The sequence below is a fragment of the Oceanimonas baumannii genome, assembly GCF_002245495.1.
GTDB classification, from domain to species: domain Bacteria; phylum Pseudomonadota; class Gammaproteobacteria; order Enterobacterales; family Aeromonadaceae; genus Oceanimonas; species Oceanimonas baumannii.
The window spans coordinates 57,879-71,103 of record NZ_NQJF01000009.1; the positions used below are offsets into that span (position 1 = coordinate 57,879).

Sequence of the window (13,225 nt, forward strand, 5' to 3'; positions counted from 1 at the left end):
AACCCCTGTGTCTGCCGCTCTTCCCTTACTTGCCATCCCCATGGGTATCGACACTCACCAAGAGCCGGTGGTGTTTCTGCGTGCCGACAGTGAAGTCTGCCGCGCCGAGGGCTTTATTGCCAACACCCGGATTCTGGTCTGTGTCAACAGTCGCAGCCTGATCGCCACCCTGAATGTGGTAACCAATGAGGTATTACCGGCCCGGCATATCGGGTTTTCCCGCATTGCCTGGGAACGCTTGGCGCTGAGCGGCAACGAGAAGGTCACCGTACGCCATGCGCCTGTGCTGCATTCCATGAGTGCGGTACGCAAAAAGATGTATGGCCACACGCTGTCGGAAAAGGAAATGGACGACATCATTACCGACATCAGCCAGCATCGCTACTCCGACATGCAAATTGCCGCCTTTCTGACCGCCGGTGTCGAGCGGCTCAATACCGATGAAATTATCGCCCTCACCCGCGCCATGGTAGACAGCGGTAAACGCCTGACCTGGCCGAAACGACTGCAACTGGTCGACAAACACTGCATTGGCGGCCTGCCCGGCAACCGCACCACCCCCATAGTCGTGGCCATTGCCAGCGCCGCAGGCCTTATTATGGCCAAGACCTCGTCCCGGGCCATCACCTCCCCCGCCGGTACCGCCGACACCATGGAGGTACTGACCCGTGTGCATCTGGATCTGGCCGAAATCCAGGCCACAGTGAGAAAAGCCAACGCCTGCCTGGCCTGGGGTGGTGCCGTTAACCTGAGCCCGGCCGATGACATGCTGATTCGCATTGAACGAGCACTGGATATCGACGGTACCGGCCAGATGGTCGCTTCCGTGCTGTCAAAGAAAATTGCCGCCGGCTCGACTCATGCCCTGATCGATATACCGGTGGGCCCTACCGCCAAGGTGCGCAGTCAGCCCGACGCTGAAGCCATGAGCCAGTTGTTTGAAGCCGTAGGCCGGGCACTGAAACTGAAAGTGCGTTGCCTGATCACAGAGGGCTCTGAAGCCATCGGCTATGGTATTGGTCCGGCGCAGGAAGCAATAGACGTGCTGGCGGTACTACAGAATCAGCCCGCTGCTCCCGCCGATCTGCGTGAGCGGGCGCTGTTACTGACCAGCAACCTGCTCAATATGGCGGGCAGGGGCAGCCTCGGAGCAGCCGAAGTGCAGGCCCGGGAGCTGCTGGAGTCAGGCAAAGCCTGGGCGCAGTTCCAACGTATTTGCGAAGCGCAGGGCGGCATAAAACCCATTCCCGAAGCTGCCTGTTCATTACAACTGGGCGCCCGCCACAGCGGTACCCTGCTGGCCATGGACAACCGTCGCCTGGCCCGGCTGGCCAAACTCGCCGGCGCTCCCAACACCCCCGCCGCCGGCCTGCGGCTGCACGCCAAGCTGGGGCAGGCCCTGGCCATGGGCCAGCCGCTGTTTACCCTCTACGCCGACAGCCAGGGCGAGCTGGACTACGCCGCCGACTATTATGAGCACAATCATGATCTGTTCATGATTGGAGAATCGCCATGACGCCACTGTTATTTTCCCTGCCGAAAGACCATGCGCTATTCACCCCGCTGTGCAAAGGCCTGCCCGCCATCGAAGGCGGGCTGGAGTTCCGCCGCTTTCCCGATGGCGAAAGTTATCTGCGGGTATGTTCGGACATTGAACCGGGGCAACCGGTGATAATACTGGCGGACCTGTCCCGCCCGGATGCGCGCTTTCTGCCCCTGTATTTTTTATGCGATACCCTGAAAGAACTGGGTGCCGGCCAGGTGGGGCTGCTCGCCCCTTATCTGTGCTACATGCGCCAGGACACCCGTTTTCACCCCGGTGAAGCAGTCACCTCACGCAGCTTTGCGCACCTGCTCTCGCACCGGTTCGACTGGCTGCTGACGGTGGATCCGCACCTGCACCGTTACCATGCCCTCAGCGATATCTACACCATTCCCGCTACCACCGTACACGCCACGCCCCTGCTGGTCGACTGGTTGCGAGCTCGCAGTGAGCCTCTGCTGCTGGTAGGGCCGGACGCCGAAAGCGAGCAATGGGTATCAGCCCTTGCCCAGGCCAGCGGTCATCCGTTTGTGGTGGGCAGCAAACAGCGCCGGGGAGACAGGGACGTGCACATTCGCTTGCCGGATTTGTCCGGTTACCACCGGCACATTGCCATTATGGTGGACGATGTTATCTCCAGTGGCCAGACCCTGCTGCGGTGCGCCCGTGCCCTGACCGATGCCGGCATTGAGCGCATCGAAGCTGCAGCCATTCATGGGCTGTTTGCCGATCGCATCGAAGACCAGCTGCAGAACGCCGGGGTGCAAAGACTGATCACCACCAACTCGGTGTCCCACCCCTCCAATGGCCTGGATCTCACCCCCCTGCTGCTGGAACCGTTGCGGCAGTTGGCCCGGCTGGCGGATAACCGGCCCCCTACCCCAGACAACCAGGCAGGAGCAGACATATGAAAATTACCTTTCTCGGTGCCACCCAGACGGTAACCGGTTCCAAGTATCTGGTGCGCAGCGACGACAAACAGATACTGGTAGACTGCGGTTTGTACCAAGGTTACAAATGGCTGCGCCGGCGCAACTGGCAACCGCTGCCACTGGATGTCGGCAAGCTCGACGCCATTGTCCTGACTCACGCCCACCTGGATCATTCCGGCTATATTCCGGTGCTCTACAAACAGGGTTACCGGGGCCCGGTGTATTGCCACCCGGCTACCCGGGATCTGTGCGACATCCTGTTGGGCGACAGCGGCCACCTGCAGGAAGAAGATGCCGGCTACCTGGCCCGGCACCAGCTGAGCAAGCATGAAAAACCCGACCCCCTGTATGATCGCAAAACCGCCGAGTACAGCATGAAACTGTTCCGGACACTGGACTTTGACCAGCCCCAGCAGGTGGGAGACATGCGCTTCTGGCTGCAGCCAGCAGGGCATATTCTCGGCGCCGGCAGCCTGATCCTGGAATGCGACGGAAAAAAAGTAGGCTTTTCCGGTGACGTGGGCCGCCCCGACGATGTGTTTATGCGCCCGCCCCGGCCCCTGCCGGCACTGGACCTGCTGCTGCTGGAGTCCACCTACGGCGATCGACGCCATGAGCCTGGAGACCCGCTCGAGCAGCTGGCTACACTAGTCAACGACACCGTGGCCGCCGGCGGCGTCATGCTGATCCCGAGCTTTGCAGTAGGCCGGGCCCAGACCCTGCAACACCTGTTGGTGCGACTGATGGATGAAGGCCGTATTCCCAGGCTCAAGGTGTTTCTCGACAGTCCCATGGCCATTGAGGTGGGAGAAATCTACCAACGTTTCGTGGATCAGCACCGGCTGAGCCAGGCCGACTGCCACCGCCTGGGCCAGGTCATCACCCCGGTGCGCAGCGTGGAAGACTCCAAAGCCCTGGCCGACGAGGTCTATCCCCATATCATTATCGCCGGCAGCGGCATGGTCACCGGCGGGCGTATTCTGCATCACATGAAACGACTGCTGGGGGATCACCGTACCACTCTGCTGCTCACCGGTTACCAGGCCGGCGGAACCCGCGGAGCCAAGCTGTCACAGGGCTGCGACAAGGTGCGTATTCATGGCGACTGGTTCGACAACCGGGCACGAATAGAGCGGCTGCACGGCCTGTCGGGACACGCGGACTATGTGGAACTGGGGCAATGGCTGGCAGCCTCTGAACTGGCCGAAGACACCGCCATCGAACTGGTGCATGGCGAACCTGAAGCACTGGAAGCAATGCGCGACTACCTGCGCCAGACTACCCGGTTTGAGGTCAATATCGGAGAGTACGAGCGCATCCTGACGCTCTGAAAAAAGGCCGGTACGGCGGCGGCTGCACCGGCCAAATGGGAGAAACAGTAAGACGATTTACAAATTTATCACCAGCAAGACTTCAGGCCCGGTACGAAAGTCCAGTGCCATGGTCACGCTGATGGCGGTGATGGTAACAATGGAAAGCACAAACACGCGGCGGGCCCAGCCCAATTCCTCGGCACCCCGGCGATAGCCGTTAAAGGCCATCACCAGCCACCACAGGCTGGTGGCACAGGCCACGGTCATAAAAGTGAGGCCGGTGTAGCCGCTGAGCGGCAACAAGGCGGTCACCAGGCAAAACAGCGCAATATAAAGCACGATCTGGCGCCGGGCCTTGGCCACCCCTTGCGCCACCGGCAACACCGGAATGTTAGCCGCCGCATAATCCTCATAGCGGAAAATGGCGATGGCGTAGGAATGGGGCATCTGCCACAAGCTGAACATCAGCAGCAAAATGGCGGCACCGGCATCAAACTGGCCGGTCACCGCGCAATAGCCCACCACCGGCGGCACCGCCCCGGACAGGCTGCCCACCAGGGTGCCGTAGACCGAAGCGCGCTTCAGCCACAGGCTGTAGAAGCCCACGTATACCGCATAGCCAAAGGCGGCAAAGCCGGCAGCCACGGCATTGGTGAACCAGGCCAGCAAACCGAAACCCAGCACGCCCAGCACCAGCCCGTAAACCAGCGCCGTGCGTACCGGCAGCTCGCCGGTCACCGTCACCCGGTTTTGGGTGCGGCGCATACGCGCGTCAATATCACGGTCGATGCAGTTGTTGACGGCACAGCCGGATGCTACCACCAGCGACAGTCCTATCAGGGTGGCCCACATCAGCGACCAGTCGACGTCGCCGCGGGCGGCCATGAAAAAGCCGCCGGCCACCGAGATCAGGTTGCCCATGATGATGCCCGGCTTGGTGACCTTGAGGTAAGGCCGAATCATAAAATGCCCCTTGGGATGAACCCGTTAACCTGTGTTGTGTGCGTAATCAGCTCATTCCCGGCCCGCCGAGGCGGGCCGGGAATGAGGCATCAGTACATCATCATTTCGTTGGCACTGATGATGATCCACACCGACAGCCCTACCACCATCACGATGATGAGGGCGGAGAACAAAAAGGCCACGGTGTTTTCCCGACTGCTGGGCTTAAAGCTCAGGTGCAGGAAGTACTTCAGGTGCACCACGATTTGCACAATAGCCAGCAACACGACTGTGGCCAGGGTTGCCCCCAGGCTCAGCTGGCCGGTCATCACCGCCCAGAACGGAATGGCGGTCAGGATCACCGACAACACAAAGCCGGTCAGGTAGGATTTCACACTGCCGTGATCCACGGCGTCATGATTACTCATGCCATTCCCCCCATCAGATACACCACGGTAAACACACAGATCCACACCACGTCGAGGAAGTGCCAGAACATGCTCAGGCAACCCAGACGGGTCAGGGTACGAGGGCCGGTGCCCCGCTTCATCAGCTCCACCATCAGCACCAGCATCCACACCAGGCCGGCGGTCACGTGCAGACCGTGCATGCCCACCAGGGTGAAGAATGCGGTGAGGAAAGCGCTGCGTTGCGGGCCGGCACCTTCGGCAATCAGGTGATGGAACTCATACAGTTCCATTCCAATAAAGCTGGCACCCAGCGCAAAAGTCACCAGCAGCCACAGCAGGGTCAGGCCCCGCTGGTGGTTGTGGCCGGCCAGCATGGCAAAGCCGTAGGTGATGCTGGAGACCAGCAGCACCGCGGTCTCAACCGCCACGAACTTGAGATCGAACAGTTCACGGCCGCCCGGACCACCGGCGGTGTTCATGTACAGCACCGCATAGGTGGCGAACACCGAGGCGAACAGCAGGCAGTCAGTCATCAGGTAGAGCCAGAAACCGAACAGGGTATTGCCCCCGGTGTCGTGGTGCTCTTCTTCGTGGTGCAGCTGCACCTGTTTGAGATCGACGGATACGGCTTCCATCAGGCCTCCTTCATCACGTTACGCTGGTGTGCCTGCTCGATGCGCTCAACCTCGTCGGGCTGCACGTAATAGTCGGTGTCGGTGTCATAAGCCCGACACAGAAAGATCACAAAGCTGGCCACCAGACCAGCAATCACCATCCACCAGATATGCCAGATGGCACCAAAACCGGCGGCGGTGGCGGCGGCGGCAATCAGCACGCCACAGGCGGTATTCTTAGGCATGTGAATGGGCTGGTAGTCGCCCTGCACCTTGTGGGCGGTACCCTTTTCCTTCATGTCGGTAAAGGCGTCGATGTCACTGACGTGAGGCAGTTTGGCGAAATTGTAGAACTGGGGCGGTGAGCTGGTGGACCACTCCAGAGTGTGGCCGTTCCAGGGATCACCAGTCAGGTCCTTGTTCGCTTCACGGTCACGAAAGGCGGTATACAGCTGGTAGAACTGCACCACTATGCCAACAAGAATAAACACGGCGCCCACGGCGGCCAGGTACAGCCAGAAGTTCCAGGCCGGGTTGTCGGTGCTGTTGAGGCGTCGGGTCATGCCCAAAAAGCCCAGCACGTACAGCGGCATAAAGGCCACGTAGAAGCCGATTTGCCAGCACCAGAAGGACACCTTGCCCAACTTCTCATCGAGGTGGAAACCCATGGCTTTCGGGAACCAGAAGGCAAAGCCGGCCAGGTAGCCGAACACGGCACCACCGATGATGGTATTGTGGAAGTGGGCGATCAGGAACAGGCTGTTGTGCAGCACGAAGTCGGCACCCGGTACCGCCAGCAGCACGCCGGTCATGCCACCAATGGTAAAGGTGGTCATAAAGCCTAAGGTCCACAGCACAGGTACCGTCATGCGCAGACGGCCGCGGTACATGGTGAACAGCCAGTTGAACAGCTTCACCCCGGTGGGCACGGCGATGATCATGGTCATCACGCCAAAGAAGGCGTTGACGTTAGCGCTGGAGCCCATGGTGAAAAAGTGGTGCAGCCACACGATAAAGCCCAGCACCGAGATGGCGCCACTGGCCCAGACCATGGAGTTGTAACCAAACAGGCGCTTGCCGGTAAAGGTGGAGATCACCTCGGAGAAAATACCAAAGGCCGGCAGGATCAGAATGTACACTTCGGGATGACCCCAGGCCCAGAACAGGTTGATGTACATCATGGCGTTGCCGCCGGCGGCGTTGGTGAAGAAGTGGAAATCCAGGTAGCGATCCAGGGTCAGCATGCCCAGTACCGCGGTCAGGATGGGGAAGGACGCCACGATCAGAATGTTGGCCCAGGTACAGGTCCAGGTGAAGATCGGCATCTGCATCAGCTTCATGCCCGGGGTGCGCATTTTGAACACGGTCACCAGGAAGTTAACCCCGGTCAGCAGGGTACCGATGCCCGATATCTGCAGGGCCCAGATGTAGTAATCGACCCCCACACCCGGGCTGAAATCCAGCTCGGAAAGCGGCGGATAAGCCACCCAGCCGGTCTTGGCGAATTCACCCAGACCGAGGGAAATGTTCACCAGCACGGCGCCGGACACCGCCAGCCAGAAGCTGAGGTTGTTCAGAAAGGGGAAGGCCACGTCGCGGGCCCCGATCTGCAGCGGCAGCACAATATTCATCAGGCCGATCATGAATGGCATGGCCATAAAGATGATCATGATGACACCGTGGGCGGTGAAAATCTGGTCGTAATGCTCGGGCGGCAGGTAGCCGTCGGCACCATTGGTAGACAAGGCCAGCTGAGCCCGCATCATAATGGCGTCGGCAAAGCCGCGGATCAGCATGACAAAGGCCAGAATGATATACATGATGCCCAGTCGCTTGTGGTCCACCGAAGTGATCCAGTCGCGCCAGAGCACGCCCCATTTCTGATGACGGGTAACCAGGAAAGCGATCACCACGGCGGCAATGGCCACCACGCCCAGGGTCACCATGATAATGGGCTCATGGTAGGGCACGGCATCGAGTGTGAGTTTACCTAATAACGACATATTATTTCTCAGCCTCCATCATGGTGCTGGCTGACAGATGATGTGGGTGCTCATCGCCCGCTATGGGGTGATGATCCTGCATGAACTTCATCACCACCTTGTGGAACAGGCCCTGGCTGACATCGCCAAAGTATTCCACCGGGTGGTGTTCGCTGGGCTCAGCGAGCTGGTTATAGGCCACCATGTCGAGGATGTGCTGGTCGGCTTTCACCTTCTCTACCCAGGCCTCAAATCCGGCTTCGTCCCTGGTGGCGATGGCGTCAAACTGCATGCCGGTAAAGCCTTCGCCGCTGTAGTTGGCAGAGATGCCATCAAAGCGGCCCGGCTCATTGGCGATCAGATGCAGCTGGGTCTCCATGCCCGCCATGGAATAGATCTGACTACCCAGTTGCGGAATGAAAAACGAGTTCATGGTGGTGTCGGAGGTAATGCGGAATTCCACCGGTACATCGGTGGGGAACACCAGCTCGTTGACGGTGGCAATGCCCTGCTCCGGATAGATGAACAACCACTTCCAGTTGAGTGACACTACCTGAACCACCAGGTGATCCTTGTCGTGTTCAAGCTTCTTGTACGGATCCAGCTCATGGGTGGATCGCCAGGTGATGGCGCCCAGGACCACGATGATGATGATGGGAATTACCCACACCACGGTCTCAATTTTGGTGGAGTGAGACCACTTGGGTGCATAGATCTCGTTGCGGCCTTCCCGGTATTTCCAGGCAAAGTACAGCGTCATCACGATCACCGGCACCACCACCAGCAGCATCAGACAGGTAGCGACGATGATCAGGTACTTTTCGTCGGCGCCGATCTGACCCTTGGGGTCCAGCACGCCGCCCTCACAGCCGGCCAGCATCACGGACGCCGCTCCTGCCAGCAGCAGGTTAACTAACTTTCGAATAAACAAAGGAAACCTTCCCCTATCCCTAAAGGTGCGAGCTTGCCGCCAGGCGGCAAGACCATTTATGAGTCTCGAGTGTGACTCGATGACAGGATCGGACAGAGGTCTGCCGGTCGCGTTATGAAACAGCGACCGGTCTCAAATCTGTTCAGATCCCCAGGGAAAAGCAGGGGGGAGCGCGGCAACTGTGAGCCCGAAGCAGGGCCCGGCGCGATTTGGGAGCAGCAGAAAAAGAAGGTTTGGGCTGGGTCAGCCGGGGCCAGTTAAAGGTCTGCAACAACAGGTGCAGCAATAGCAGCAGCCACTGCAGCAACTGAGGTGCAAACACCAGCAAACTGGCGCACAACAGCGCTTTCATGGCCTCAAGAGGCTGCAGATCTGCCAGCTGGGCCTGGAATTCAAATACCTCGGCCGACAGCCCGGTCCAGCTCAGTAGCCAATCGCCTACCAGCTCCAGCACCATGATGGCCCCGAGAATGCCAAAACCACCCATGCCGGTTCGTGGCAACGACGTCAGGTCGTGCCATCTCTCGGCTATGGACAGGTGCAATATAGGGCTCACGAGCAGTTTCCGTTGGTGTTAACTGTAGCTAAATAAGCGATGCGGGAAAAAAGGCCGCTTTTTTGACCGCGAAAGGCTACCAAACTTTGATCCAGCACACAACTACGGTGCTTATTTCAAGCTATCTACAGCACCACTTTTATCGCCAGTGCCAGCAATACCAGGCCACTTAGCTTATCAATCACAAATGATTTTTCACGTAGCCAGCCCAGTACCGGCCCGCGAGACAGCAACAAGGCCACCAGCACATACCAGAGCGCATCAATGCCGCCGGCGGTGAGCATCATGATGCCGCCCTGCTGCCAGCCGGTATCGGCGCGCACAAACTGGCTGAACAGGGCCACAAAGAAAATGGCCAGCTGAGGGTTAAGAAAGGCCACCATAAAGCCCTCAAAAGCACCCTGCCGGCCGCGTACGACATGGCCACTTTCCCCTGTAACTGCCGGCTGTGGCTTCGCCAGCAAGGCCTTGATGCCAAGCCAGGCCAGAAAGGCGGCACCACCGTAGCGAATAATATCGAATAACAGCGGATTGCGGGTGATCAGCAGGGCCAGCCCCAGGGCGGTGATCAGGGCATAGAGCCCCACCCCCAGGCCGTGCCCCAGGGCGGTAAGTACACCGTGACCCTGACCACCGCGCACCGTATTGCGGATCACTACCGCCAGACTGGGGCCAGGGCTGATGGCCCCCATAATGCAGATGGCCGCCAGAGCCAGCCAGCTGGAAAATTCCATGCTCTTTCCTCATTGTCGTTATTTCCGCCATATCTTATGACAGGGCAAGGCGGTTCTTTAAGCATAATTTGGTGTCGCTATTGAGTTTGGCCCAACAGGCTTCCTACACTGTGCCCCCTGATAGTCATTTGCTCTGGAGTTTTTACGATGCGCTACGACTGGATACTGTTCGACGCCGATGACACTTTATTCCATTTCGATGCTTTTACCGGCCTGAAGCGTATGTTTACCCGCTTTGACGTACACTTTGATGAACAGGCATTTGTGCATTTTCAGACACAGAGCGAACCTTTATGGGTCGCCTACCAGAACGGTGATATCGGTGCCGCAGAGCTGCGCCATCGCCGCTTTGCGCCCTGGGCAGAACGCCTGACGGTCACCACCGACCACCTGAACGATATGTTTATGAGCACCATGGTAGAGGTGTGTAGCCTGCTGCCCGGCGCGGGTGATCTGATTGCATCACTGCAAGGCAAGGCACATCTGGGTATTATTACCAACGGCTTTGCCAGTATGCAGCAGGCCCGGTTACAGCGGGCAGGCTGGCAGCACACCTTCTCACCCCTGGTGATATCGGAAGAAGTGGGCGTAGCCAAACCCCATAAGGACATTTTTGAACACGCTCTGGCACTAATGGGCCAGCCGGATCGGGAGCGGGTGCTGATGGTAGGCGACAACCCCCACTCCGATATACTCGGCGGCCTGAACGCCGGCCTGCACACCTGCTGGCTTAACACTCAGGGCGCGCCCGCCCCCAAGGGCATTACCCCACACCACCAGGTGGCTTCTCTCAGCCAATTGCAGGAGTGGCTGCTGGAGGCATGAGTTCTCGTATTTCTGAAGCGCCGTGCAATATTCGTTGCCTGAAAGACCGTGCAGAATGAAGCATCAGTGCAGTTGCACTCCACCGACACGCTACAAGTACCTCCATGTAACGCTCGAAAATGCCATCCCTGGCATTTTATGGTCGGCTACGGCAATCCCCACTGCTGCTTCGGGCAACATCGCCGTTGCCTGTTCGCGGCCTGGCAGCGCCGAGCCTGCCAAGGAGGGCAAAGGGTGTCTGCTTCGCCGCGCCCTTCGCGCCAGGGCCGAAAATTGCTCCTGCATATTCGGTATTCCCGCCATCCCTGGCGGTCAGATGCGCGACGGAGGCTACATGGGGCGAGCAGACTCGCCGTGACGAAATGTTTCAACCCGACCGAACATTCAGTATGTTCGCAGCGGGTTGAAACATTGAGTGGCATGTCATCACGGCGTGCCGGAGAAGCTGTACGCTTTGACCGACGATGATGCACAATGCTGACAATATCTAGGCCCACAACGCAAAAAGGCAGCCCGAAAGCTGCCTTTTTGCGTTTCCTGCTACCTGTTAACGGCGGTTGCCGCGGTAAGCAGGGGACGAGTTCAGAACCATGTGACGGTTCACGTCCTTGTACAGCAGGTAACGGAAGCGGGTCGGGCCTGCGGCGTAGCAGGCCTGCGGGCAGAAGGCACGCAGCCACATGTAGTCACCGGCTTCAACTTCAACCCAGTCCTGGTTCAGGTGGTAAACGGCTTTACCTTCCAGCACGTACAGGCCGTGCTCCATCACGTGGGTTTCGTCGAACGGGATCACACCGCCAGACTGGAAGGTCACGATGTTAACATGCATGTCGTGACGCAGGTCGGTCGGATCGGTGAAGCGGGTAGTCGCCCACACGTCATTGGTGTCCGGCATGGAAGTCGGCTCAATGTCGTTCTCATTGGTTACGAAGGCTTCCGGCACATCGATGCCATCTACAAACTCATAGGCCTTACGCAGCCAGTGGAAACGAACCGGCTCACCACTGTTGTTCTTAACGGTCCAGTTGGCACCCGGCGGCAGGTAAGCATAGCCACCCAGATCCATATGATGTTCTTTGCCTTCCAGTGTCAGGGTCATTTCACCTTCAACAATGAAGATAACGCCTTCGGCACCGGCATCCAGCTCGGGCTTCTCGCTGCCACCATTGGGAGAAACTTCCATGATGTAATGAGAAAAAGTCTCGGAGAAACCACTCATCGGGCGGGCGATAACCCACAAACGGGTTTCATCCCAGAACGGCAGGAAGCTGGTTACGATGTCGCTCATTACGCCTTTCGGGATCACAGCGTAAGCTTCGGTGAACACGGCACGGTCGTGGATCATCTGAGTCTGCGGGGGCAGACCGCCCTTGGGGGCATAATAGGTATTACGGGCCATTACTTCGTCCTTTATGCTTGATGGTTGGACATTGCCAACGACAGCAGCCCGGCCATGGATAGGTACCGCACTGCCTAAATGCTGAACATACGGATTGTAGAGCATGGCCGGATGATTTATAAATTAAATAACCCAATGAGGACCAGTGCATTTCCCACTACCAGGACAAAATGACTCAATTGACAACTCTCGATCCGGTACTGCTGCGCAGCTTTGTGGCCGTAGTGGACACAGGAAGCTTTACCCGCGCCGCCGACAGCACCCATCTTACTCAGTCCACCGTGAGCCAGCAGGTACGCAAGCTGGAGTCCCAGCTGGGCTGCGAGCTGCTTAACCGCAAAGGCCGCTATATTACCGCCACTCTGGAAGGGGAGCGGGTACTCAACTACGCCCGCCGTATTCTGCAGCTGATGCAGGAAGCCGTGGCTCAGACCAGCCTGAGCATAGAACAGCAGAAAATACGGCTGGGGGTGCCGGAAGACTTCGCTACCCACGCCATCATGCCCGCTCTTTCCGCCTTTGCCGATCAGTATCCCGGGATCCGGCTGGAAGTAAAAAGTGGCCTGTGCAGCGATATCTGGCGGGAGTTTCAGCGCGGCGAACTGGATCTGGCACTGGTCAAACAACGCCCGGGCAGCGTGCCCGGGCTGGCCAGCTGGCCCGAGCCGCTGTGCTGGATAGACGGCCTCGACAGCAACAACCTGGCCAGCCATCCGGTGCCGCTGGTGACGTTCCCCATCGGCGGCCTGTACCGGGGCGAAATGGCGCATACCTTTGACCGGCTGGGGCGCAGCTGGCGGCTGGCTTACGTAAGCACCAGCCTGTCGGGGGTGTGCTGCGCAGTTGAAGCAGGCTTTGGCGTGTCGCTGCTGCCCCGGCGTCTGGTTACCGCCAACCACCGTATCCTGAACGAAGCCGATGGCCTGCCGGAGGTGCCGGATCTCGAGCTGACCCTGCACGCCCAGGATAAGTTATCGGCCCATTGCAGGTTGCTGGCCGAGCGGCTTATCAGCGCCTGCAATGACACCTGCCGGCAATAACAAT

Annotated in this window: 13 protein-coding genes; 5 read left to right on the forward strand and 8 right to left on the reverse strand. The window is 58.8% G+C overall.

Translation table 11 applies throughout. The annotated features are described in order from the left end of the window. Positions 1–7: 7 nt before the first annotated feature. From B6S09_RS11590 to B6S09_RS11600, 3 genes are read left to right on the forward strand one after another with little or no spacing between them, the layout of a single operon-like run. The gene (locus tag B6S09_RS11590; RefSeq protein WP_243832865.1) at positions 8–1,516 is read left to right on the forward strand and encodes a thymidine phosphorylase family protein; all 1,509 of its coding nucleotides are present in this window, start codon (positions 8–10) and stop codon (positions 1,514–1,516) included. Continuing rightward, on the forward strand, positions 1,513–2,454 hold the full coding sequence (locus tag B6S09_RS11595) for a ribose-phosphate diphosphokinase (protein ID WP_094278654.1): 942 nt from the start codon (positions 1,513–1,515) through the stop codon (positions 2,452–2,454). The genes B6S09_RS11590 and B6S09_RS11595 overlap by 4 nt, the downstream gene beginning before the upstream one ends. Next, entirely contained in the window at positions 2,451–3,806 is a 1,356-nt protein-coding gene (locus B6S09_RS11600) for an MBL fold metallo-hydrolase (RefSeq protein WP_094278655.1), read from the forward strand. Before B6S09_RS11595 ends, B6S09_RS11600 begins: the two co-directional genes overlap by 4 nt. A 57-nt stretch (positions 3,807–3,863) precedes the next feature. Here B6S09_RS11600 and cyoE read toward each other — a convergent pair whose 3' ends face one another. The 7 genes from cyoE to B6S09_RS11635 all read right to left on the reverse strand — a co-directional run bounded on the left by cyoE (position 3,864) and on the right by B6S09_RS11635 (position 9,957). Then, positions 3,864–4,751, reverse strand: a complete 888-nt coding sequence (gene cyoE / locus B6S09_RS11605; protein ID WP_094278656.1) for a heme o synthase — start codon at positions 4,749–4,751, stop codon at positions 3,864–3,866. Between the two features lie 89 nt (positions 4,752–4,840). Next, the gene (gene cyoD / locus B6S09_RS11610) at positions 4,841–5,158 is read right to left on the reverse strand and encodes a cytochrome o ubiquinol oxidase subunit IV (protein ID WP_094278657.1); all 318 of its coding nucleotides are present in this window, start codon (positions 5,156–5,158) and stop codon (positions 4,841–4,843) included. Next, positions 5,155–5,775 (reverse strand): cytochrome o ubiquinol oxidase subunit III, encoded by a 621-nt coding sequence (gene cyoC, locus B6S09_RS11615; protein ID WP_094278658.1) that lies wholly within the window; start codon positions 5,773–5,775, stop codon positions 5,155–5,157. Before cyoC ends, cyoD begins: the two co-directional genes overlap by 4 nt. Then, positions 5,775–7,757, reverse strand: a complete 1,983-nt coding sequence (gene cyoB / locus B6S09_RS11620; RefSeq protein WP_094278659.1) for a cytochrome o ubiquinol oxidase subunit I — start codon at positions 7,755–7,757, stop codon at positions 5,775–5,777. Before cyoB ends, cyoC begins: the two co-directional genes overlap by 1 nt. 1 nt (position 7,758) lies before the next feature. Further along, the gene (gene cyoA, locus B6S09_RS11625; protein ID WP_094278660.1) at positions 7,759–8,667 is read right to left on the reverse strand and encodes a ubiquinol oxidase subunit II; all 909 of its coding nucleotides are present in this window, start codon (positions 8,665–8,667) and stop codon (positions 7,759–7,761) included. A gap of 142 nt (positions 8,668–8,809) precedes the next feature. After that, on the reverse strand, positions 8,810–9,223 hold the full coding sequence (locus tag B6S09_RS11630) for a hypothetical protein (protein ID WP_243832864.1): 414 nt from the start codon (positions 9,221–9,223) through the stop codon (positions 8,810–8,812). A 125-nt stretch (positions 9,224–9,348) separates the two neighbouring features. Then, on the reverse strand, positions 9,349–9,957 hold the full coding sequence (locus B6S09_RS11635) for a LysE family translocator (RefSeq protein ID WP_094278662.1): 609 nt from the start codon (positions 9,955–9,957) through the stop codon (positions 9,349–9,351). A gap of 147 nt (positions 9,958–10,104) precedes the next feature. On the opposite strand from B6S09_RS11635, the gene yjjG reads away from it, so the two are divergent. After that, positions 10,105–10,782, forward strand: a complete 678-nt coding sequence (gene yjjG / locus B6S09_RS11640; protein ID WP_094278663.1) for a pyrimidine 5'-nucleotidase — start codon at positions 10,105–10,107, stop codon at positions 10,780–10,782. A gap of 547 nt (positions 10,783–11,329) precedes the next feature. Here the strand turns inward: yjjG and B6S09_RS11645 are convergent. Then, complete coding sequence (locus B6S09_RS11645; RefSeq protein ID WP_094278664.1) at positions 11,330–12,181, reverse strand: bifunctional allantoicase/(S)-ureidoglycine aminohydrolase; 852 nt, start codon at positions 12,179–12,181, stop codon at positions 11,330–11,332. 170 nt (positions 12,182–12,351) lie between these two features. On the opposite strand from B6S09_RS11645, the gene B6S09_RS11650 reads away from it, so the two are divergent. Beyond that, complete coding sequence (locus B6S09_RS11650) at positions 12,352–13,221, forward strand: LysR substrate-binding domain-containing protein (protein WP_094278665.1); 870 nt, start codon at positions 12,352–12,354, stop codon at positions 13,219–13,221. The last annotated feature ends 4 nt before the right edge of the window (positions 13,222–13,225 follow it).